Origin of the sequence: Spirabiliibacterium pneumoniae (assembly GCF_014884995.1) — a bacterium.
Taxonomy (GTDB): domain Bacteria; phylum Pseudomonadota; class Gammaproteobacteria; order Enterobacterales; family Pasteurellaceae; genus Spirabiliibacterium; species Spirabiliibacterium pneumoniae.
Genome location: NZ_JABMII010000004.1, coordinates 373,969 through 396,764, shown reverse-complemented (window position 1 = coordinate 396,764; position 22,796 = coordinate 373,969). Strand labels below are relative to the sequence as shown.

Here is a 22,796-nt window from a genome sequence, read left to right as displayed (position 1 = left end):
CGCATGCAAAAAGATCTTGACCGCTTGCAACGCAAACTGGGGTATCACTTTAAACAGATTGCGTTGCTCAAGCAAGCACTGACACACCGCAGTGCAGACAGTAAACACAATGAACGCTTTGAATTTTTAGGCGATTCCATTTTAAATTTTATTATCGGTGAGGCGCTTTTTCATCAGTTTCAACAAGTTGATGAAGGCGATTTAAGCCGCATGCGCGCTACGCTTGTGAAAGAGCAAACGCTGGCTGCGCACGCACGCAATTTTGAGCTGGGTGAGTTTATGAATCTAGGTCCAGGGGAGCTCAAAAGTGGCGGTTATCGTCGGGATTCTATTTTGGCTGACTGTGTTGAGGCGATCATCGGCGCGATATACCTTGATGCTAGTTTCGAGGCGGTGGCGCCTGTGGTTAAGGCGTGGTACAAAGATGATCTTGCCAATATTAAGCCAGGTGACAACCAAAAAGACCCGAAAACACGTCTGCAAGAGTATATGCAAAGTAAACATTTGCCTTTGCCGCAGTATGAGGTTATCGTCATTGAAGGCGAGCCACATCGACAAGTATTCAAAGTGCAGTGTGAAGTGAGTGGCTTGGAGATGACCGCACTTGGTGTTGGTCCAAGTCGTCGTAAGGCAGAACAAGCTGCTGCTGAGTACATTTTGGCGCAGGTTTTATAAGAGAGATTATGACACAATCAACACAATCAACACAATCAACACAACAACAGCCCACATATTGTGGTTTTATCGGTATTGTCGGGCGCCCAAATGTGGGCAAATCAACACTGCTCAATCGCATTTTAGGACAGAAAATTTCTATCACCTCACGCAAGGCACAAACAACGCGTCATCGTATCTTGGGGATTGATACTGAAGGCGCCTACCAGGCTATTTATGTTGATACACCTGGGTTGCATATTGAAGAAAAGCGTGCAATCAACCGCCTAATGAACCGCGCGGCCAACAGCACAATTGGGGATGTAGACCTGATCTTTTTTGTGGTTGATGGCACCCATTGGAACGATGATGATGAAATGGTGCTCAACAAATTGCGCAACACACGTGCCCCGATCATTTTGGTGATCAACAAAATTGATAACATCAAAAATAAAGACGAGCTGTTGCCATTTATTACTGAAATGGAGCAAAAGCTCAATTTCAAAGCGATTGTACCTATTTCAGCAACGCAAGGCAATAATGTTGATCAGCTCAAGAAACTGGTGCGCGAAAATTTGCGCGAAGGGGTACACCATTTCCCAGAAGATTACATCACTGACCGCTCTCAGCGCTTTTTAGCCTCTGAAATCATTCGTGAAAAATTAATGCGCTTTATGGGAGAAGAATTGCCCTATGCCGTCACAGTGGAAATTGAACAGTTCAAAACCAACCCGAAAGGTGTGCTGGTGATTCATGGGCTGATTTTGGTTGAACGTGATGGGCAAAAGAAGATGGTAATTGGTAAACAAGGACAAAAAATAAAAACCATCGGTATGGAAGCGCGTGCGGATATGGAGCGCCTCTTTGAAAGCCAAGTCCACCTGCAGCTGTGGGTGAAAGTGAAGTCAGGCTGGGCCGACGATGAACGTGCACTCAAAAGCCTTGGCTATAGTGATGATTAAATTTTAATGTTAAATACCCATTTGCTTGCGTAAATGGGTATTTTTTTATGTGCTAACCGCACTTTTGATTGTTGTTATTAGGGAATCTTATGAACAAATTACTTTATCAAGTGGAAGATAAGCCGCCATTTTTGTTAAGCCTATTGCTCGGTGGGCAGCATTTGCTCGCCGCATTGGGTGGGATTATCGCGGTGCCGTTAGTGATCGGGAACGTATTGCAGTTGCCCACCGCGGATACCATTATTTTGGTCAACGCGGCATTGTTAGTTTCAGGCATTGTGACGATGATTCAATGCCAAGGGCTGGGGCCAGTGGGCATCCGCTTGCCGAGTGTGATGGGCACCAGTTTTACCTTTGTGGCGGCCGCCTTGGCTATTGGCTTTAGCCAAGATGGCGTGAGTGGTATTTTAGGTGCGTCTTTAGTTGGCTCATTGGTGATGATTATCGGAAGTTTCTTTATGCCCGTGATTCGTAAACTCTTCCCTCCTGTGGTGACTGGCACGGTAGTGATGATGATTGGCTTAAGCCTTATTCCTGTGGCGGTGGACTGGTTTGCGGGCGGACAGCGCGGCGATACCCATTATGCTGATCCTGCCAATTTAGCCATGGCGACGTTTGTATTGCTGATTGTTGTGGTGCTGGTGCAGTGGGGTAAAGGTATTTTCTCTGCGGCAGCGATTGTGATTGGCATGCTCACAGGTTATATTTTATGCCTAATGCTAGGCTGGGTGGATTTTTCAGGCGTACATCAAGCACAAGCCTTTGCACTGCCGAAGCCATTACATTTTGGTCTGAGTTTTCCGATTTCGGGCATTATTGGTATGAGCATTGCTTATTTGGTCACGATTGTGGAATCCAGCGGCAACTTTCTGGCATTGGGCAATGCCACTCACACAGACATTACAGGCAAGCACTTGCGTGGCGGCGTGTTGTGCGATGGTTTAGGCTCCGCGTTCGCTGCGCTGATGTCAACGACCCCTTTCTCCTCTTTTTCACAAAATATCGGTGTCATTTCTCTCACAGGGGTGGCCAGTCGCTATGTGGTCACTATCACTGGCGCGCTGTTAGTACTGGCAGGCTTATTTCCTGTGTTTGGCGCATTGATCGTTTCTATTCCTCTGCCAGTGTTAGGTGGGGCGGGTTTGATGATGTTTGCCATGATTATCGCCGCGGGCATTCAAATGCTTGACCAGGTGGAGCGCAACAAACGCAACGGTTTGATTATTGCCATTTCCATTGGGTGTGGTTTGGCGGTCACCACACGGCCTGAAATTTTGGATAAACTCCCCGAATTTGTGAAAGAAATTTTCGGCTCAGGCATTACGGTTGGCTCACTGTTGGCGTTGATTCTCAATGCGATTTTGCCCCACGAGTTAGGCAGCGTGGAGAACAAGGATAGTGCTTGCTAAAGTGCGGTTTTACAGGCTAACATAGCGCTATGAGTGAAACGTGGCAACGGGGCTTTGTGTTGCATCGCAGCCCCTACAATGAAAGCAGTTTATTGGTGTCGTTATTTACCGAGTGCCATGGGCGGCTGAGCGTGCTGGCAAAAGGGGCGCGCAGCAAGCGCTCGCACCTTAAAAGCCTGTTGCAGCCATTTACGCCACTTTTGCTGCGCTTTAGCGGCAAAGGCGATTTGAAACTGCTCACGAAAGCAGAAGCTGCGGCACTGGCGTTGCCACTGGAAAATACCGCACTTTTCAGTGGCTTTTACGTTAATGAGCTGCTCTCGCGCGTGATTGAACCGAATACAGCTTATCCACAACTGTTTGAGGATTACCTCACCTGCCTCACCGCACTTTGCCAAGCGGGCGATCAAGTGGAACCTCATTTGCGTTGTTTTGAATTTAAACTCCTCAATGCGCTCGGTTATGGCGTGGATTTCACGCACTGTGTGGGGAGCGGCAAACCCATTGATCCCGATATGTTTTATCAATACCAACCTGAAAAAGGCTTTATTGCCTCCTTGCTGGATAATCAGATGCGCTTTAAAGGTGAAGCGTTGTTACATTTTGCGCAGCTGAACTTTGACAGCGTGGAAACGCGCCAAGCAGCGAAACGGTTTACCCGAATGGTATTAAAGCCTTATTTAGGGGCGCAACCGTTGAAAAGTCGAGAACTCTTTTTAGCACAAAATTTGCACGCAAAATCGTCATAAAGCGTTGGCAAGCGCCTAGCTTATCGGTAAACTTAGGAAATTATGCAACGTTGTGATGGATGGGAGAGGCGTGTGAAATTGGGAGTGAAGCCATTTTGGCGTTTTGTGTTAGCAGGCGTGTGCGCATGGAGTGCGTGCGCTTCTGCGCAGCAGACAGTATTGCTCAAAGTGCGTGGCATTGATAACCCAGAGCTTTACAACAATGTGCGGATTCATCTCTCTCAATTAAGCAATGACGAAGCCGACGGATCAGAGCGTTATCAATACTTGGTTAGCCAAACTATTGAAAATGCCCTGCGTGCGTTGGGGTATTTTGATAACACCATTCGTTATACTTTTGTTCCTCGCGCGGGGCTGAAAGATTTGCTTTATGCCGATGTTACCCTTGCCAAGCCCGTGAAATTAGGGGAAAACGAAGTGTCGATTATCGGTGAGGCAGCGCAAAATCCTGCCTTTATTGATTTAAAGAAAACCATTCCGCCAGCAGGCACCATTTTAAATCAAGGCACCTATGACGATTTTAAATCCGCGTTACAAACATTGGCGGTCAAACAAGGCTACTTTGACGCTGACTTTCAAATCTCGCAGCTGTTGGTGATGTTGCAAGAGCATCTTGCCATTTGGCATATGATTTTTGACAGTGGCGAGCGTTATCATTACGGCGAGGTTACCTTTGAGCATTCGCAAATTCGGGAAGACTATTTGCGCAATATGCTCAACATCAAGTCAGGCGATCCGTATTTGATCAACGATCTTTCCACCTTGACGGCCAATTATACCTCCACCAACTGGTTTAGCTCCGTGTTGTTACAACCTAAGCTGGTGGCGGAAGATCATCGTGTGGATTTAAACGTGTTGCTGCGCCCGAAAAAGAAAAACAGCATGGAAATTGGGATTGGTTATGCCTCCGATGTTGGCCCACGATTGCAACTTAACTGGAACAAACCGTGGATCAACAGCCGAGGTCACAGCTTTCGCAGCAGTTTTTATCTCTCTAAACCGCAGCAAACGGTGGAGATGACCTACAAAATCCCACTGTTGAAAAATGCACTGAAATATTACTATGAATATTCCGCTGGGCTAGATCGTGAGCGCACCAACGACACCCACTCGGACACTATCACCTTAGCAGGATTGCGTTATTGGAAACACGACAGTGGCTGGCAATATTTCTTAGGGCTGCGCGCCCGTTATGACGCCTTCACCCAAGCCGATGTGTCAAACCGCACTTTGCTGATTTATCCAACGGCGGGGCTAAACCGCACGCGCTTGCGTGGTGGAATGTTCCCAAGCTGGGGCGATGCACAAAATATCACCTTTAACTTAGGGCAAAAAATCTGGGGCTCGGATGTTAACTTTTTCAGCGTGCGTGCCAGCTCGGCGTGGATTCGTACCTATTTTGACAATCACCGCATTTTATTGCGCTTTGACGCAGGCTACATGAAAAGTGCGGATTTTAACCGCATTCCACCTGCGCTGCGCTATTTTGCTGGCGGGGATCGCTCCATTCGTGGCTATGGATATAAAAAAATCTCGCCTAAAGACAAAAATGGCAAGCTTGTTGGCGCCTCACGCTTAGCGACCGCCAATTTTGAATATCAATACCAAGTGTATCCGAACTGGTGGGGCGCCATTTTCTACGACACGGGCCTTGCCGCCAACAGTTATAGCCGCAAAGAGCTGCGCTCAGGTGCGGGTGTGGGCGTGCGCTGGGCATCACCTGTGGGGGCGGTTAAACTGGACATCGCTACCCCCGTGCATGACAAAGACGGCAGCCACAACATTCAATTTTACATCGGCTTAGGGACAGAACTCTAATGGCAGAACAAGAAAAAGAGGCGCAAACGCCAGAACATACCGCCAGCGACACCCCACAACCTGTTCGTCAAAAGCATAAGTGCGGTTGGCACGCGCTGTTATGGGGCATTTGCCTTTTTTTATTGCTGCTCGTCATTGCCCTTGGCGTGTTGCTCGGCACGGGAGCGGGGCAGCGCATGGCGTTACAGTGGACAGATAAATTGTTAGATCAACTGCACATCGACCGCGTTGAAGGTAATTTCAGCGACGGCTTAGTGCTGAAAAACGTCACCTACGAAACAGACGGCGTTGCCGTTAATGTTGGCGATGTGCGCGCGCAATTGCAGCTTTCGTGCTTAATCAAACGCAAAATTTGCATTAATGATGTCACGTTAGCACACGCTAACATCGCCGTAGATACCAGCAAATTGCCGCCGTCTGAGCCTTCGCCGCCGAGTGAGATGAAAAAAATCGACCTGCCTGTGGCAATTGAGGTGAAACATGTGCAATTGTCCGACATCAATACCCAAATTGACAACACCCACGCGCAGCTGGGCCATTTTGAAACCGCACTTTCACTCAATAACGACACGGGGCTGACGATTGCACCAACCCGCATTGATAACGTGAATGTGGTGATGGCTCAAACGGAAAAAGACGCGCAAACCGATGTAGCAAAAGCCGTGCTTAACGATCAGGCGGTGGACACCGCTCTCGCCGTAGAAGGGGCGAGTGAGCTTCATCATCAAAACACCCAAAGTGCGGTTGAGCGTGTGGATTGGGACGCCTTACATGAGAAATTGAGCGAGCCACTGTTAGGATCGCTCAAAGACGTGGTGCTGCCGTTTGCGATGCACCTTGAAGGGATTGAGGCGCAAAACTGGCGCTACCAACAGCTGAGTGCTGAAGGCGAGCCATTTGAGGTGACCATTGACAACCTCAAGCTCAAAGGACAAGCCGATGAAAGCCACATCGCCCTTGAACAACTGCTCATTGAAAGCAATTTAGCGCACCTCAACGGGCAGGGCAAGGCCACCCTAAGCGGTGATTATCCGCTGGATTTTCACCTTAACGGTGAGATTTTTGATTTCAAACACCAAGGCGAGCTATTACTGCCGCAAAGCCAAATTGATATCAAACTCAGTGGCGCATTGGCGCAAACCACCGCACTTTCTCTTGATGTGCAAGGCGGGGTGAACGCACAATTACAAGGTGACATTCAACTGAGCGAGGCGAAAAATCCGTTTAATCTCAGCCTCACCTCACCGCACTTTCACTATCCATTCGCGCGGGCGAAAAATGAGGTGGCGCTGCTTGAGGCAGAAAAACTCAACTTAAGCGTGACGGGGGATTTGCTGAATTATCATATTGCATTTGACAGTGCCGTGAAAGGGCGATCTATCCCGCCATTACATGCCAATTTAGATGCCGACGGCGAGCTGACGGCACTTGAGATCCACGCGCTCACGCTGGCAGCGCTTAAAGGGCAAAGCCAATTGCAAGGTAAGCTCGATTGGGCGCAGGGCGTGCGTTGGGAGACCGCACTTTCACTCGATAACATCAACACAGGCGAATTTGCCAAAGCGTGGGCAGCGGTGCTCAACGGTGGCTTGAAAAGTGAAGGCGTGGTGGACGGCAACGCGTGGCAAGTCAGCGTAAGTGAGCTGGATGTGCAAGGCAAGCTCAATGGGCAAAGCCTGCAGCTCATTGGCAATGCGCAAAGCAGCGACAAACGCCTGCTTAACGCAGACGACCTGAAATTGCTTTATGGCAAAAATACCCTGCGAGTGAATGGTTATCTTGATGATCATTCTGATTTACGCATGGACATCGACGCGCCGAATTTGGCTGGGCTGGTGCCAGGTTTAAGCGCTAGCATGCAAGGCAATGTGTTGCTGCAAGGGGATATTCACAAGCCGTATGCGGTGGTGGATCTCACCAGTAGCAAATTGGATTTTAATGATCTACATCTGCGCAATCTTTCTGCCAAGGGAAAAGTGAATGTGAATCAGCAAATCGAAGGGGGGCTTTATATCGATCTTGCCTCGTTGCAAATGAATGACATTCAACTCAAACAGGCGAAGATCATCGCCGACGGCAGCGAGAAAAATCACAAGCTCAACATTCGCACTCAAGGCGAGCCCGTGTCAGGCACGTTTAATGTTTATGGCCATTTTGATCGCAGCAAACAAACGTGGGCGGGCACACTGGCAAAAATTCAGCTTGCCTCACCTGTGGGCAATTGGAAAAACGACCAAAATATCACCCTCGATGTTAATTTAGCGCAAAGTGAAGCTACAGTTGCAGCCCACTGCTGGCTAAATAATCAAGCGCAAATTTGCTTCCCGAAAGCATTTAAAGCGGGCAAGCAGGGCAATGTGCCGTTTGAGCTTAAGCAAGTCAATTTAGCGATGCTCAAGCCGTTTTTGGATGACAAAACCGAGCTGACTGGTGTGCTCAGTGGTAGCGGTCAGGCGGCGTGGTTTGCCAACAAATCTTTTGCATTGGATATGAATATCACCAGCCCTAACATCGCGTTCAAGCAAAAAATTGACTACCGCACGTTTCAAATCGCGCTGGGCAATATCAACGTGACAAGCTCGATTAAAGACAACAACCTGAGCCTGAAAAGTGCCCTTGAGGTCAACAAGCAAGGTAAGCTCAGCACGGATATCACCATCACAGACTTGCCAAAAGGTCGCCAGCTCAGCGGTAATGTGGTGTTAAACGCGCTCAATTTCGGCCCGTTGGTCAACCCACTGCTGGCGAAAGGTGAGCAGTTTAAAGGTGTGGCCAATAGCCATTTAACACTCGGCGGCAGCCTGCAAGCGCCTCTGCTTAATGGACAGTTCAACCTCACAGGCTTGGCGCTGAAAATGTTCACCAGCCCAGTGCAAGTCAGCGATGGCCAGCTGAATTTGGCCTTCAACGGCACCTCATCAACACTGCAAGGCGTGTTGAAAACGCCTGACAGCCAGCTGAATTTAAGCGGCAACGCCTCTTGGAAAACCCTTGATCAATGGCAGGCATACTTAAACGCCAACGCCAATCACTTTAAAGTGGCGATCCCGAAAATGGCGCGCCTTGAGGCCAGCCCAAATATTGACGTGGAGGCGGGCCCAAAACTTGTAAAAGTCACAGGCACTGTGGATGTGCCGTGGGCGCGGATTAAAATTGAAGAATTGCCTGAAAGTGCGGTTGGCGTCAGCAGTGATATGGTGATTGTGGATGCCAAAAATAAAGCCAGCGTGCGCAAAGTGGTGGCGCGCAAAGACGGCATGGTGTTTGCCTCTGATGTTAAAGTCAACATTGGTGATGATGTCTTTTTAGACGCCTATGGCCTTAAAGCCAACCTCGTCGGCACGCTTGATGTGCGCCAAGAGAAAAACTTAGGGCTTTATGGCCAAGTGGATATCAAAAACGGGCGCTATAACTCCTACGGGCAAGATTTGCTGATTCGCCGCGGGCAAATCAGCTTCTCAGGCCTGGCTTCGCAACCGTTTTTAAATATTGAGGCGATTCGTAACCCTGAAGCGATGGAAAACAGCAAAATTGTTGCAGGATTAAAAGTCACGGGCATTGCCGACCAACCTGATGTGCAAGTGTTCTCAGAGCCTGCAATGTCGCAAGATGAGGCGCTGTCTTATCTCTTAACGGGCCGCGGGCTGGACAACAGCGGTGACGCTGCATCAGGGGCGTCAATTGGTGCGGCGATGCTCGGCCTTGGGTTGTCTAAGGGTGGCAAAGTGGTCGGCGGCATTGGTGAGGCCTTTGGCATCAGCGATCTCTCGCTCGACACCGCTGGCATTGGCGATAATTCGCAAGTGGTGGTCAGCGGCAACATCACCCCAAGGCTACAGGTAAAATATGGTGTCGGGTTGTTCCAACCGATTGCTGAGCTAACATTGCGCTACAAAATCATTCCGCAGCTGTATTTGCAGTCTGTTTCTGGTGTCAACCAAGCGGTAGATCTGTTGTATCAATTTGAGTTTTAACCCAAAGTGCGGTCAGTCAAACCGCACTTTGCTTGTGAGGTGATGATGAAGATTTTATTTATCTGTTTAGGCAACATTTGCCGCTCGCCGATGGCGGAGTACATTTTGCGCGACAAGCTAGCCCGCGCTGGCCTTGATGATGTCCGCGTTGACAGCGCAGGCACGGCGGGATATCACGACGGTGAGGATATGCACCGCGCCACTGCGGCCAAATTGCGCGAGCACAACATCGCGCCAACGGGCTTTGTCAGCCGTAAAATCACTAAACGTGATTTGCAAGAATTTGATTATTTAATTGTGATGGATGCGCAAAATCTGCATGATGCCCAGCGATTTTTTGGCAAGCATGATAAGCTTTTCAATATCACAGAATTGGTCGATGATCTTGGAATAGATCATATTCCAGATCCGTGGTACACGGGCGATTTTGAGCAGACCTATCGCTTGTTAGATCGCTGTTGTGAGGCATTGCTCACAAAAATTCAGCGCAAGCAGATTTAAGGTTGTTTATTGTGAGGTGTTGCTTTAGTATAAAGCTATGAGCGTGACTTTCTATCATTGATAAGGAGAAATTATGTTTCCAGAACATCGCGATTTAATCCAAAAATTACGACAAGAAGATGCCCATTTTGCTCGCTTGTTTGAAGAGCACAATGAGTTGGATCATAAAATCAAAGCCATTGAGAGCAATATTGAGATCGGCACACCAGAAGAGGTGGAAACGCTGAAAAAAGAAAAATTGTTACTGAAAGACAAGCTCTACGCCATTATTAAAGAGGCGGACGGCAAATAATCAAAAACCTGCCTTCGGGCAGGTTTTTTTAGGCGGAAAACTTATGCCGCGAGTTCGCCAGCGGCTTTCACCACAATCTGAATGGCGTTTTCTTCGGCTTGTTTCATGTTGTGCTCGTTCGGGATTTCCTGTTGTGTGCGGTTCACAATCGCTGCTGCCACCATGCCTGCGCGCAAGCCAAGGGCTGAACACATGGTGAATAAGGTGGCTGATTCCATTTCAAAGTTCATCACATTTAGTGATTGCCACTCTTTAAGTGATCCGCGGAAACGACGGCACACTTTGCCCGTGTAGGTGTCATATCGCTCTTGACCTGGGTAGAAGGTATCCGATGAGGCGGTGATACCAATGTAGGTTTGCTGGCCACTGGCTTTTGCGGCGTTGTAAAGTGCGGTGGTGCAGGCAAAATCAGCTACGGCTGGGTATTCTAATGGTGCAAAATGTTGGCTGGCACCGTCTAAACGTACCGCACCCGTGGTGACTAAAATATCGCCAACGTTAATGTGGGGTTGAATGGCGCCAGTAGTGCCGATGCGCAAAAAAGTGCGCACGCCGAGTTGGGCTAATTCTTCCACCGCAATCGACACTGACGGCCCGCCGATGCCAGTGGAGCAGACCACCACAGGGTGATTGTTGACATAGCCCAGCCACGAGGTGTATTCGCGGGTGGAGGCTAAAAAAGTTGGGTTATCCATTTTTTGTGCGATGCGCTCAACGCGTGCAGGGTCGCCTGGCACAATCGCCACTTTCGCACCCTTGAGATCGGCTTTAGTTAAGCCTAAGTGAAAAACATCTGCCATAATTATATCCTCTTATTATTGTTGTTAAAAATCGGGTCAGTCTATCGCAAAGTGCGGTCAAAAACTGAGAGCTGGCTCAAATTTTTATGGTTTGATGTCGCGCAAAATCGGGTTTTGCATTGAAATGAGCGTTTCAGTGGACTGAATTTCATCAATCAGCTGAATTTTGCTCGCCAGCACATGGTGGAGCTCTTCAATGGTGTGTGTCATCACTTTGATAAAAATTGAGTAGTTGCCTGTAGTGTAGTAGGCTTCCACTACTTCATCAAAGCTGTCGAGCTTTTTGATCACAGTGTCGTAGTCTTTCGCGCTTTTTAAAATAATGCCGATAAAGCAGCACACATCATAGCCGAGCTTGCGCTCGTTCAACCGCACTTTGGTGCCTTCAATCACGCCCGATTGGCGCATTTTTTCCACCCGCACATGAATGGTGCCTGGGCTGACACCAAATTGTTTGGCCATTTCGGCATACGGGGTGCGCGCATCTTTGGTTAAAACCCGTAAAATTTGTTGATCGAGTGCATCAATTTGACCGAATGATTGCATTTTTGGCTCCGTTATTGATTTTTATTCAAAAATAATAGGCATATTTTATATGATTTCTATATAATAGCAAAAAACTTTAAAAAAATCTTGGTAAGATTGCTTTTTGTATTGAATAAGGCTAAAAAAATTAGATAATAACTGCAGTTTTAACCCAATGAGTAAAAATAATATGAAAAAATCATTTATCTTACAACAACAAGAAATCAGTTTTGTGAAAGACACTTTTGCGCGTAAATTGCGCGAACATTTGGGCATTGTGGAAGTGACAGGCCCACTGTTGAGCCAAGTTGGCAATGGTATGCAAGATAATTTATCTGGCGTTGAAAATGCGGTGCAAGTGAAAATCCGTCAAATTCACGGCTTGCGCTTTGAAGTAGTGCATTCGTTGGCAAAATGGAAACGCCACACGTTAGCGCGCTTTGATTTCCAACCCGGTGAAGGGCTTTATGTCAACATGATTGCACTGCGCCCTGATGAAACCAGCCTTGACCGCACGCACTCTGTGTTTGTGGATCAATGGGATTGGGAAAAAGTGATCCCTGAAGGTCGCCGTAATTTGGATTATTTGAAAGAAACCGTGCGCGAAATTTATGCCGCCATGCGTGAAACCGCACTTTTGGTGGAAGAAAAATACGGCACTAAGAGCTTTTTGCCTGAAGACATTACGTTTGTCCACAGCGAAGAGTTAGTCAAACGTTTTCCGAATATGAACGACAAAGAGCGTGAAAGCGCAATTTGTAAAGAGCACGGTGCGGTGTTTTTGATTGGTATCGGCGGCGAATTGTCTGATGGCAAACCGCATGATTTGCGTGCGCCAGACTACGACGACTGGACAACCCCAAGTGAGGGAGAGTACAAAGGCCTCAATGGCGATATTTTGGTGTGGAACCCTGTGATGCAATCGGCGTTTGAAATTTCATCAATGGGCATTCGTGTGGACGAAACCGCGTTGCGCAAACAGCTTGCCATCAGTGGCACGGAAGATCGCCTTGAATTGCCATGGCACCAAGATTTGGTCAACGGCAAGTTGCCATTGTCGATCGGTGGTGGCATTGGACAATCTCGTATGGCGATGTTGTTGCTGCAAAAAGAACACATTGGCCAAGTGCAATCAAGCGTGTGGCCAAAACAAGTCACTGACGAGTTTGAAGACATTTTATAATCGAACCTTCAACCGCACTTTTCACTAAAGTGCGGTTTTTTTCTGCCTAAGCTGACAAAAGTGGCTGCTTGCTTTATGATAGCCCTGATTTAGGGAGAGTATTATGACACTGTGGCAGCTATTATTTTCATTTCGTGGGCGACTTAATCGCCTAGGGTTTTGGCAAGGTGTCGGCATTTGTGCGCTGGCGCTGGTGCTGATTGCCAATATTTTGCCACTGCCCGTCCTTTTTGCACAAACTCATACCGCACTTTTAGCCTCACTGATGCTAGCGTTGATCTGCTTTTGTTTTTGCGCCGTGGCGGTCAAGCGGCTACATGATCGCAACCGCTCAGGCTGGGCGGTGTGGATGATCGCGCTGCCGATTTTGGGTTATATCCTCTCACAACAGGCCACTGGCGCAATGGCGTGGGCGTTAGGGCGCTTCTTTCCGCTGTTTTTTGTGACCTTATTCGTGCTCGATTGGGGTGTGTTTTTGGGCAAAAACGAACCTAACCGCTACGGTGCGCGCGGAGTATCATTAAAATGGAAAGACTAACGCGTTATTGCCTTGCGGCATTGTTGGCGTTGTGTTTAACGGGCTGCATTGCCACAGGCGAGCGAAAACTGGCGTTTGTGGATACACACGGTCAGGCGCAGGTGGTGGAATTTAGTGGCGAAAAGCCAACCATTTCAGCGCATATCCATGGGCAAACGCTCGCGTTGCAGCAGCTTGGTGGGCATCAGATTGTCGTGGTGATTAACCACCAAAGTACACCGCTGCGCGCGCTGCGTACGCACGCCATTTCTCAGCTCACGCTGTATGAAATCGCCCCTGCGGGCTTTATTGACATGTTTGATGTTCAGCACGCCAACCTTTGTCAGGCGTATTTAGCCCACAAGTCGATGAATGTTTCACATGCGTTGAGTTTTGGCATTCGTGAACTTCAGGCAGTAAAGCAGCGACCGCACTTTTGGGGGCAATGGCAGCTTAAAGATGATACACTAGCCCACAGCAAGCCAATTTATCTCCAGCGTGAACAGCTTTCGTCAGCGGAGGCCACGCGCCTTGTTGTGGGCAGCGCGCGTAAATTGGCGTCTTTTTTAACCTATCTATGCCAACCATAAGGCATAAGTGAGCAGCAATGGAACTCAATTATCACAAAACCCATTTTTTGATGAGTGCGCCAGATATTCGGCATTTGCCCGACGACAGCGGCATTGAAATTGCCTTTGCAGGGCGCTCTAATGCAGGCAAATCCACTGCATTGAATGTGTTGACCAATCAAAAAAATCTTGCGCGCACCTCAAAAACACCAGGGCGAACGCAACTGATTAATCTCTTTGAAGTCGAACCCGAGTGCAAAATTGTCGATTTGCCAGGCTATGGCTATGCTGCTGTGCCTGAGAAAATGAAAATTCAATGGCAGCAGGCGCTGGGAGAATATTTGCAAAAACGTGCGTGTTTAGGGGGCGTGGTGATTTTAATGGATATTCGCCACCCGCTGAAAGATTTGGATCAGCAAATGCTACAATGGGCGGTCAGTGCCAATTTGCCAGTGTTATTGCTGTTAACGAAAGCCGACAAAGTCAGCCAAAAAGAGCGCAGCAAGCAGATTAAAATGGTGCGTGAGGCGATTTTACCGTTTCAAGGTGACGTGCAGGTAGAAGCCTTTTCCAGCCTCAAAAAATTGGGCGTGAGCACACTTTCTGCAAAATTAAATCAATGGTTTGCGCCATTACTGGTAGCACAAGCATAAAGTGCGGTTAATACAGGATAAAATTATGTTAAATAAAATAATGGATTACATTCCAGGGCTAATATTGGCAGGTATCATTACAGCATTGGCATTTTGGTTAAATGCTAACCACATCGGTGCCAGCATTGGTATGAGTGCGCTTACTTTTGCCATTTTGCTTGGCATGTTGGTGGGCAATACCGTCTATGGTCGCGTGGCGAATACCTGCCATAGCGGCATCACCTTTGCCAAAGGCATTTTGTTGCGTGCAGGAATTGTGCTTTACGGCTTTCGTATCACGTTTCAACAAATTGATGCAGTGGGGCTGAACGCCATTGCCAGCGATGCCATCATGCTGATCAGCACTTTCTTTTTAACCTTTTATCTGGGTTACAAATGGCTGAAAATCGACAAGCAAATTGTCTATCTCAGTGCCGCGGGTTGTAGCATTTGTGGTGCAGCCGCGGTGATGGCAAGTGAGCCTGTGGTGCGTGGGGAATCTCACAAAGTGGCGGTGGCAATTGCCATTGTGGTGATTTTCGGTACCATTGCGATGTTTGTTTACCCGATTTTGTATCCTTACATGACACAATATCTCAGCGATCACCAGTTCGGGATTTATATTGGCTCGAGTGTGCATGAAGTGGCACAAGTTTACGCCGCAGGGGGCAATATTAACCCACTGGTCGCCGATGATGCGGTAATCACCAAAATGATTCGCGTAATGATGCTCGCGCCGTTCTTGCTGGTGCTTTCTTATGCGCTGGCGAAAGAAAGTGCGGTTGGGGGCACGCGTAAAATTAACATTCCATGGTTTGCGGTGTTTTTTATTTTGGTGGCTGTGCTGAATTCTTTCCCTATCGTGCCTGCGCCGATTGTGCATTGGCTGGTTGAGTTGGACGGCATTTTGTTGATGATGGCAATGGCCGCCCTTGGCGTGACCACCCACATTGGCGCCATTAAACAAGCGGGTGCCAAACCGTTGGTGCTGGGCTTGCTGGTGTTTATCTGGTTGGTTGTTGGCGGTTTTGTCGTCAATGTGGCGATGCAGCAAGTGTTTTAACAGACGGGGGTGAGATGAAAAAATGGACCGCACTTTTCAGTCTCTTACTCTTGGCTGCGCTTGGCGCGGGCGTTTGGGTGTATCAGCAAGTAAATGCGTTGGCCCACAGCCCTATTCACGCCACGCCTGAGCAGCTGCTGACTATTAAAAAAGGCACCACAGGTAAAAAACTCGGCGAGTATTTGCACGCCCAAGGGGTGATTGACGCAAGCCCGTTTTTTCCCTTGCTGTTGAAACTGCAACCTGAGTTGGCGGCCGTCAAAGCGGGCACTTATTCCTTGCAGGGCATCAGAGACTTAAGCGAGCTGTTGCGTTTGTTTGCCAGTGGCAAAGAAGCGCAATTTGCTTGGCGTGTCGGCGAGGGAGATACGGCAAAGCAAGTGCTGGCCAGTTTGACGCAAGCACAGCATTTAACCCAAGATGAAGGGCAAGATGAAACCGCACTTTATCGCCTGTTAGCCTTGCCTGAGGGCAGCCCTGCGAAGCTCGAGGGCTGGCTTTACCCTGACACCTATCACTACACCGCCAACTCAAGCGCACTGGCGCTGCTAAAACGTGCAAGCGATAAAATGCAAACCGCACTTTCCCGTGCGTGGGCGGCGCGCGAGACGAATTTGCCGTTAAAAACGCCCTATGAACTGTTAATTCTCGCCTCCATTGTGGAAAAAGAGACCGCGCTGGATGACGAACGTGCGCAGGTGGCGGCGGTGTTTATCAATCGGCTGCGCAAAAATATGCGCCTGCAAACCGACCCTACCGTGATTTACGGCATGGGGGCGCGCTATCAAGGCAACATTCGCCGCGCGGATCTCAATGAAGTCACCGCGTATAACACTTATCAAATCGACGGCTTGCCACCAACGCCGATTGCCATGCCCAGTGAGGCATCATTGCACGCGGTGGCACATCCAGCGCAAACGAGTGCATTGTATTTTGTGGCCAATGGGCAAGGCGGGCACACGTTTAGCGCCACGCTTGGCGATCATAACCGCGCGGTGGCGCACTATTTACAGCAATTACGGAAACAAAAACATGACAAAGCCACAAGGTAAATTTATTGTGCTTGAAGGCCTAGAAGGCGCGGGTAAAACCACCGCGCGCGAGGCGGTGGTGCAAGTGCTTTTGGAACTGGGCGTGCATGATGTGGTTTTCACGAGAGAACCTGGTGGCACGCCGTTGGCGGAAAAATTGCGCGCGCTGATTAAACACGGTGTGGACGGCGAAGAGGTGTGCGACAAGGCAGAATTATTAATGCTTTATGCCGCGCGTATTCAGCTGGTGGATAATGTGATTAAGCCCGCATTAGCCAGCGGTGCATGGGTGCTAGGCGATCGTCACGATCTCTCATCACAAGCCTATCAAGGCGGTGGGCGAGGGCTTGACCGCACTTTGCTCGAACGCTTGCGTGAGGCCATTTTGGGCGAATTTAAACCCGATTTGACGTTGTATCTCGACATTGACCCCGCGCAAGGATTATCGCGCGCCCGTTCGCGCGGTGAACTGGATCGTATAGAGCGTGCTGAGCTGAGCTTTTTTGAACGCACGCGCGCACGCTATTTGGAGCTGGTGGCGCAAGATGCTAATGCCGTGATCATTGACGCAGGGCAAGGGCTGGAAAATGTAACCGCAGCAGTGCAAAGTGCGGTTAGGGCGTGGTTTGCCAAGGTGATGGTGTGATGTATCCGTGGCTTGAGCCGACCTTTGCTGCCATTGACCGCACTTTTATGCAGCAACACGGTCATCACGCGTTGCTGCTTAATGCCGAGCGCAACCTTGGCGTGGAGCAGCTGCTTGAGCGCATCGCGCAAGGCATTTTGTGTCGCCAAGCGCCAGCGCTTGAGGCGTGTGGGCAGTGCCATGATTGCCAGTTATCGGCTAGTATAAACCACCCCGATTGCCACCGTTTGACTTGTGAGGCAGGCAAAACGGTGAGTGTTGAGCAGGTGCGAGAGGTGATTGTGCAGTTGCAAAATCACGCCCAACAAGACGGCAATAAAGTGGTGCTGATTCCCCAAGCGGAAAAACTCACCGAATCGGCAGCCAATGCGCTGTTGAAAACCTTAGAAGAGCCGCGCGATAACACCTATTTTTTATTGGCAGCCGATCTCAGCCAGCCGTTGATGGCCACTATTTACAGCCGCTGTCAGGTGTGGACGATTGCCGCACCGAATGCGCAGCAGGGCGAGGATTGGCTCGTCACGCAAGGGGTTGCGCCACAAGACGCGCAGGTGGCATTGAAACTCTCTGCCCATCGCCCTTTGCAGGCGCTGGCAATGATTCAAACGGCGCAATTAGCCAACCGTAAAACCTTTTTGCGCGCGTTTTGGGCGTTTTCCCAAACGCGTGACGTGATGGCGTTTTTGGAGCACTTTGCGCTGAACGACAATGCACTGCTTGATGGGCAACTGGCGTGGCTTGAAAGTGTGTTTGCCGATTGCATAAAGTGCGGTTTAAACATCCGCGAAGGCTGGGTGAATAGCGATCTCACGCCAGGGATTCAGCGCTTGATGGCGCGCTATACGCCTGCGCATTTTATCAATGCTTGGCAGCAGGTTAGCCAATTGCGCCGTGATTTACGCGACATTAGCGCGGTTAACAGCTCGCTGCTGGTGCTGGATTTTCTCACCAAATTAATAACAGATGTATTTGAGGTTTAAGTGTTTATTGTAGATTCCCACTGTCATCTCGACAGTCTTGATTATGAAAATATTCATCACGATATTGATGATGTACTGGCCAAAGCGCAAGCGCGCGAGGTGCGCCATGTGTTGTCGATTGGCACCACTTTGGCAGGCTTTGAAGCGATGTATCCCAACTTGTCAGCGCGTGAGAATGTGTCGCTGTCTTGCGGCGTACACCCGCTGAACATTGATGATGAACCCTTTGATCGCGCGCGTTTAGTACAGCTTGCAAGTCACCCTAAGGTGGTTGCTATAGGGGAGTGTGGGCTGGATTATCATTACAGCGCAGACAGCAAGCGCGAGCAGCAGCACATTTTTGCCGAGCAGGTGGCGGTTGCGAATGAAGTGCATAAGCCGCTGGTTATCCACACCCGCGAGGCGCGTGAAGACACCATGGCGATTTTGCGCGAAGGCAATGCGCAAAAGTGCGGTGGCGTGCTGCACTGTTTTACGGAAAATCAATGGATGGCGGAGCAAGCGCTGGCGATCGGGTTTTATATTTCGGTTTCAGGCATCATCACCTTTCGTAATGCGCAAGACATTCGTGATGTGATTGCAACCGTCCCACTTGAGCGGCTTTTAGTGGAAACTGACTCGCCTTATCTCGCCCCTGTGCCGTACCGCGGCAAACAAAATCAGCCTGCGTATGTGCGCGAGGTGTGTGATTATGTTGCCACCCTTAAGGGGGTGAGTGTCGAGCAGCTCGCAGAGATCACCACCGAGAATTTTGAGCGCCTCTTTCAGTGCAAAGTGCGTTAGTTTTTAGCGCGCTTATGTTAAACTAAGCGAATGCAGCATTGTCACCAAGGAGTTAGTCATGCGTCGTTTTATTTCATTATTTTTTATTTTAGTCACGTTAATCATTCATGGCGTGTTATTTGCAGGGGTAAATTTTTTCTTCCCACATTATCAAGTGGCGAATGTGTCTGGAGTGGAAGTGAAACGCGTGGATAAAGACGGCCCGATCACCAAGGCAAACCCTGCCGACGGCCCAACCCGTGATGTCTATTATGTTTACACCCAAAAACCAGGCACCGACAAAGTGATGGTGTATCGTAACGAAGACACCCGCTGGGGATTCCCATTTTATTTCAAATTCAATTCCGCTGATTTACAAGCTAAAGCCTCAGCCTTTGCTGCGGAGAAAAAGCTCGTGCAAATCAAATACTACGGCTGGCGGATTGTGATGTTTGACGAGTTCCGCAATATGGTTTCCATCAAAGCCGTTGAACCTGGCACCGAACCAGGCTGGCCTATTGCCAGTTATGTGGCGTATATTTTCTTGCTCCTCACTTTGTTTTTATCTATCCAGTTTATTCGCGGCTGGTTTGTCAGCGAACGACGTTAGGGAACGTGAACAAAGCAATAAAAAGTGCGGTTTGACCGCACTTTTGTTTTATGCGCAAAAATGGCGGATTAATTTTGCCAATAATTCGCGGGTGGGTTCAATAAATTTGGCGTCTAAAAATTCATCGGGTTGGTGGGCTTGTTCAATGGAGCCAGGGCCGAGCACCAGCGTTGGGCAAAGTGCTTGAATAAACGGTGCTTCGGTGCAGTAATTGACCGTATCTGCTTTTTCGCCGACCAATTTTTCCACCACCTGCACCACTTGTGCGCTGTGTTCGCACTCATAACCTGGAATCGGTTCATAAAGTGCGGTCAGTTGCACGCGATCGCCCCAGCGATCCATCAATGGCGCAAGGGCCTGCTGCATCATGTCGTTTAAATCTTCCAATTTTAAATTCGGCAGTGGGCGGATGTCGAATTGCAACTCACAGCACGCACAAATGCGATTGAGCGCATCACCGCCGTGGATATTGGCTAAATTCATCGTCGGATAAGGAATTGCAAATCCATTATGGTGAAAATGGCTTTTCAAGTGATTGCGCAGATCAATGAGTTTGGCGGTAGCCTCGTGCATAATTTCGATCGCATTCACGCCAACGTCAGGGTTGCTTGAATGCCCTGATTTGCCCGTCACCCGAATTGCGCTGCCAATGTAGCCTTTGTGCGCACGAATAGGTTTAAGTGAGGACGGCTCGCCGATAATCGCACAATCAGGGCGAATGTGGGCGTGCTTGGCAAAGGTGCGTGCGCCGAGCATGGTGGTTTCTTCATCGGCGGTGGCAAGAATGCGCAGTGGCTTTTTGAGCTGTGTTAAATCCATATTGGCGAGTGTGTCCACAATAAAGGCGAAAAAGCCTTTCATATCGGCGGTACCAAGCCCGTAGAATTTGCCGTCTTTTTCCGTGAGGGTGAAAGGGTCTGAGTGCCAGCGCCCTTCATCAAAAGGCACGGTATCACTGTGGCCTGCCAGTAATAAACCACCTTCGCCTTCGCCGAGGGTGGCGAGTAGGTTGAATTTACTGCGTGAGGTTGCAATCGGTAATATCTCACAGCGAAAACCTAAACTTTCCAGCCAAGTGGCAAGGGTTTCAATCAACACACGGTTGCTGTTGTCTTCTTCCGCCACGAGGCTGGAGACGGTGTTTTGTGCAATCAATGTGCGGTAGAGTTCAAGAAAAGGCGGTAAGCTCATAAAATCTCCTGATAAAAATCATTGCACCAACATACTCAATTTTGCCTGTGCTCGCAATAAAATTTCTGTGAGTGTGGCAATATCAACAAAATTAGTTACAATATTGAAAATTCATTAAAAAAAGAGGGCTTGAGATGTTAAACGCGGTAATTATTGGTGCAAGTGGCTACACAGGCGCAGAGCTTGCGCGCATTTTAACGCATCACCCTGAATTTAATTTGACCGCACTTTATGTTTCACGCCAAAGCGCCGATGCGCATCAGCCATTAAGTGCGCTTTATCCGCAGCTTGCTCACTGTGTTGAGTTGCCATTACTGCCGCTTGAAAATGTGTCAGCGGTGGCAGAGCAGGCAGATGTGGTATTTCTCGCCACCGCCCACGAAGTCAGCCACGATCTCGCACCGCACTTTTATGCTAAAGGCTGCCAAGTGTTCGATCTTTCTGGTGCCTTTCGTGTTAATAATCGTGAATTTTACCCGCAATTTTATGGCTTTTCGCATCAATATCCTGAATTATTGCAAAGTGCGGTTTATGGGCTGCCAGAGTGGACGGGTGCACGCATTGTGCAAACTAATTTGGTTGCGGTGGCAGGCTGCTACCCAACAGTATCGCAACTCTGCCTTAAACCCTTGATTGAAGCTGGCCTGCTCGATGATAATGTGCTGCCTGTGATCAACGCTGTGAGCGGTGTGAGTGGCGCAGGGCGTAAGGCTAGCTTAAAGAGTAGCTTTTGTGAAGTGAGCCTGCAACCCTACGGTGTGTTTAACCACCGTCACCAACCCGAAATTGCCACTCATCTTGGGCGGGAGGTGATTTTTACACCGCACTTGGGCAATTTTAAACGGGGCATTTTGGCGACCATCACCGCCAAACTCGCACAAGGCGTGAATGAAAGTGCGGTGCAACAAGCGTTTGAACAGGCTTATGCGAATGCGCCATTGGTGCGCCTGTGTTCAACGCTGCCAGCGGTGGCGCAAGTGCAGCAAACGCCATTTTGCGACATCGGATTTCGCGTGCAGCATGGGCACATTATTATTGTGGGGGCAGAAGATAATCTGCTGAAAGGGGCGGCGGCACAAGCGGTGCAGTGCGCCAATATTCGTAATCAATTTGAACAAACACTAGGATTAATCTAATGCAAACAGTGGTGTTGAAAGTCGGTGGTGCGCTGTTAGATAACCCTCAGGCGATGGACAATCTGTTGACCGCACTTTATGCTTTTCGCCAGCATGCACGTCACAAGGTCGTCATTGTGCACGGCGGCGGTGTGGTGGTGGACAATTTAATGGCAAGTTTGCATTTGCCCGTGCGCAAAAAACAAGGGCTGCGTATCACACCAAGCGACCAGATCAATGCGGTAACTGGCGCGCTGGCGGGCACCACGAATAAAACCTTGCTCGCCCAAGCGTTGCATAAAAATCTCAACGCCGTTGGGTTATGTTTGGGTGATGGCAACATGACACGTGCGCATCAATTTGATGTGGATTTAGGCCATGTGGCGCACGTTGCGCCAGGTGATGCCACTTTATTGCGCACACTGCTCAATGCGGGCTTTTTGCCGTTGATTAGCTCCATTGGCATTGACAGCCGTGGGCGGTTAATGAACGTGAACGCAGACGACGCGGCGGTGTGCATCGCCACATTATTATCGGCGCGGTTGGTGTTGCTTAGTGATGTTGAAGGCGTGTTAGACAGCCAAGGGCAACGTTTGCCACAGCTTAATCGTGGCGAGATTGATCAGTTAATTCAGCGCGGCGTGATCACAGGTGGCATGGCGGTGAAAGTCAATGCCGCATGGCAGGCTGCGAAAAATTTAGGTGGCGCGGTGAATATCGCCAGTTGGAAAAACAGCGACCAGCTGACCGCACTTTTGCGCGGCGAGCTAGTGGGCACAACAATTCAAGCAAATTAATTAAGAGGACTCGATT

At 49.2% G+C, this 22,796-nt stretch carries 23 protein-coding genes; 20 read left to right on the top strand and 3 right to left on the bottom strand.

The window, feature by feature from the left end:
• Positions 1-3 precede the first annotated feature (3 nt).
• The 8 genes from rnc to HPC38_RS04285 all read left to right on the top strand — a co-directional run bounded on the left by rnc (position 4) and on the right by HPC38_RS04285 (position 10,359).
• Positions 4-675, top strand: coding sequence for a ribonuclease III (gene rnc, locus HPC38_RS04320; RefSeq protein WP_208120039.1), 672 nt, complete (start codon positions 4-6; stop codon positions 673-675).
• Positions 676-683: 8 nt separating this feature from the next.
• Positions 684-1,616, top strand: coding sequence for a GTPase Era (era, locus tag HPC38_RS04315; protein ID WP_208120038.1), 933 nt, complete (start codon positions 684-686; stop codon positions 1,614-1,616).
• Positions 1,617-1,705: 89 nt separating this feature from the next.
• Entirely contained in the window at positions 1,706-3,025 is a 1,320-nt protein-coding gene (locus HPC38_RS04310; RefSeq protein WP_208120037.1) for a uracil-xanthine permease family protein, read from the top strand.
• Between the two features lie 29 nt (positions 3,026-3,054).
• Positions 3,055-3,774 (top strand): DNA repair protein RecO, encoded by a 720-nt coding sequence (recO, locus tag HPC38_RS04305; protein ID WP_208120036.1) that lies wholly within the window; start codon positions 3,055-3,057, stop codon positions 3,772-3,774.
• 84 nt (positions 3,775-3,858) lie between these two features.
• Positions 3,859-5,592 carry an autotransporter assembly complex protein TamA gene (tamA, locus tag HPC38_RS04300; protein WP_328805233.1) on the top strand — a complete coding sequence of 578 codons (1,734 nt, stop codon included), beginning with the start codon at positions 3,859-3,861 and terminating at the stop codon, positions 5,590-5,592.
• Positions 5,592-9,566, top strand: coding sequence for an autotransporter assembly complex protein TamB (tamB, locus tag HPC38_RS04295; protein ID WP_208120034.1), 3,975 nt, complete (start codon positions 5,592-5,594; stop codon positions 9,564-9,566). Before tamA ends, tamB begins: the two co-directional genes overlap by 1 nt.
• A gap of 39 nt (positions 9,567-9,605) precedes the next feature.
• Positions 9,606-10,067 carry a low molecular weight protein-tyrosine-phosphatase gene (locus HPC38_RS04290; protein ID WP_456242938.1) on the top strand — a complete coding sequence of 154 codons (462 nt, stop codon included), beginning with the start codon at positions 9,606-9,608 and terminating at the stop codon, positions 10,065-10,067.
• Between the two features lie 73 nt (positions 10,068-10,140).
• The gene (locus HPC38_RS04285) at positions 10,141-10,359 is read left to right on the top strand and encodes a YdcH family protein (RefSeq protein ID WP_208120032.1); all 219 of its coding nucleotides are present in this window, start codon (positions 10,141-10,143) and stop codon (positions 10,357-10,359) included.
• Positions 10,360-10,400: 41 nt separating this feature from the next.
• Here the strand turns inward: HPC38_RS04285 and udp are convergent, their stop codons facing one another.
• Both udp and asnC read right to left on the bottom strand, forming a co-directional pair.
• Complete coding sequence (gene udp, locus HPC38_RS04280) at positions 10,401-11,159, bottom strand: uridine phosphorylase (RefSeq protein ID WP_208120031.1); 759 nt, start codon at positions 11,157-11,159, stop codon at positions 10,401-10,403.
• Positions 11,160-11,243: 84 nt separating this feature from the next.
• Positions 11,244-11,705 carry a transcriptional regulator AsnC gene (gene asnC, locus HPC38_RS04275; RefSeq protein ID WP_208120030.1) on the bottom strand — a complete coding sequence of 154 codons (462 nt, stop codon included), beginning with the start codon at positions 11,703-11,705 and terminating at the stop codon, positions 11,244-11,246.
• A gap of 169 nt (positions 11,706-11,874) precedes the next feature.
• On the opposite strand from asnC, the gene asnA reads away from it, so the two are divergent.
• The 10 genes from asnA (at position 11,875) to HPC38_RS04225 (ending at position 19,677) form a co-directional block, all read left to right on the top strand.
• A complete protein-coding gene (gene asnA / locus HPC38_RS04270; RefSeq protein ID WP_208120029.1) occupies positions 11,875-12,867 on the top strand; it encodes an aspartate--ammonia ligase in 993 nt (330 codons plus the stop codon).
• 103 nt (positions 12,868-12,970) lie between these two features.
• Positions 12,971-13,405 (top strand): DUF805 domain-containing protein, encoded by a 435-nt coding sequence (locus tag HPC38_RS04265; RefSeq protein ID WP_208120028.1) that lies wholly within the window; start codon positions 12,971-12,973, stop codon positions 13,403-13,405.
• On the top strand, positions 13,393-13,974 hold the full coding sequence (locus HPC38_RS04260; protein ID WP_208120027.1) for a hypothetical protein: 582 nt from the start codon (positions 13,393-13,395) through the stop codon (positions 13,972-13,974). The genes HPC38_RS04265 and HPC38_RS04260 overlap by 13 nt, the downstream gene beginning before the upstream one ends.
• Before the next feature lie 17 nt (positions 13,975-13,991).
• Positions 13,992-14,606, top strand: a complete 615-nt coding sequence (gene yihA, locus HPC38_RS04255) for a ribosome biogenesis GTP-binding protein YihA/YsxC (RefSeq protein WP_208120026.1) — start codon at positions 13,992-13,994, stop codon at positions 14,604-14,606.
• A gap of 25 nt (positions 14,607-14,631) precedes the next feature.
• On the top strand, positions 14,632-15,648 hold the full coding sequence (locus HPC38_RS04250) for a YeiH family putative sulfate export transporter (RefSeq protein WP_208120025.1): 1,017 nt from the start codon (positions 14,632-14,634) through the stop codon (positions 15,646-15,648).
• 14 nt (positions 15,649-15,662) lie between these two features.
• Complete coding sequence (mltG, locus tag HPC38_RS04245) at positions 15,663-16,700, top strand: endolytic transglycosylase MltG (protein ID WP_208120024.1); 1,038 nt, start codon at positions 15,663-15,665, stop codon at positions 16,698-16,700.
• On the top strand, positions 16,681-17,325 hold the full coding sequence (tmk, locus tag HPC38_RS04240; protein ID WP_208120023.1) for a dTMP kinase: 645 nt from the start codon (positions 16,681-16,683) through the stop codon (positions 17,323-17,325). Before mltG ends, tmk begins: the two co-directional genes overlap by 20 nt.
• Complete coding sequence (gene holB, locus HPC38_RS04235; protein WP_235977629.1) at positions 17,325-18,305, top strand: DNA polymerase III subunit delta'; 981 nt, start codon at positions 17,325-17,327, stop codon at positions 18,303-18,305. Before tmk ends, holB begins: the two co-directional genes overlap by 1 nt.
• Entirely contained in the window at positions 18,306-19,088 is a 783-nt protein-coding gene (locus HPC38_RS04230; protein WP_208120021.1) for a YchF/TatD family DNA exonuclease, read from the top strand.
• Positions 19,089-19,146: 58 nt separating this feature from the next.
• Complete coding sequence (locus tag HPC38_RS04225; RefSeq protein WP_208120020.1) at positions 19,147-19,677, top strand: DUF1523 family protein; 531 nt, start codon at positions 19,147-19,149, stop codon at positions 19,675-19,677.
• Positions 19,678-19,725: 48 nt separating this feature from the next.
• Here HPC38_RS04225 and argE read toward each other — a convergent pair whose 3' ends face one another.
• Positions 19,726-20,868, bottom strand: a complete 1,143-nt coding sequence (argE, locus tag HPC38_RS04220) for an acetylornithine deacetylase (RefSeq protein ID WP_208120019.1) — start codon at positions 20,866-20,868, stop codon at positions 19,726-19,728.
• A gap of 134 nt (positions 20,869-21,002) precedes the next feature.
• Here argE and argC point away from each other — a divergent pair, with 134 nt between their 5' ends.
• Together argC and argB are read left to right on the top strand one after the other, a co-directional pair.
• The gene (argC, locus tag HPC38_RS04215) at positions 21,003-22,004 is read left to right on the top strand and encodes an N-acetyl-gamma-glutamyl-phosphate reductase (RefSeq protein ID WP_208120018.1); all 1,002 of its coding nucleotides are present in this window, start codon (positions 21,003-21,005) and stop codon (positions 22,002-22,004) included.
• Positions 22,004-22,780 carry an acetylglutamate kinase gene (argB, locus tag HPC38_RS04210; protein ID WP_208120017.1) on the top strand — a complete coding sequence of 259 codons (777 nt, stop codon included), beginning with the start codon at positions 22,004-22,006 and terminating at the stop codon, positions 22,778-22,780. The genes argC and argB overlap by 1 nt, the downstream gene beginning before the upstream one ends.
• Positions 22,781-22,796 lie beyond the last annotated feature (16 nt).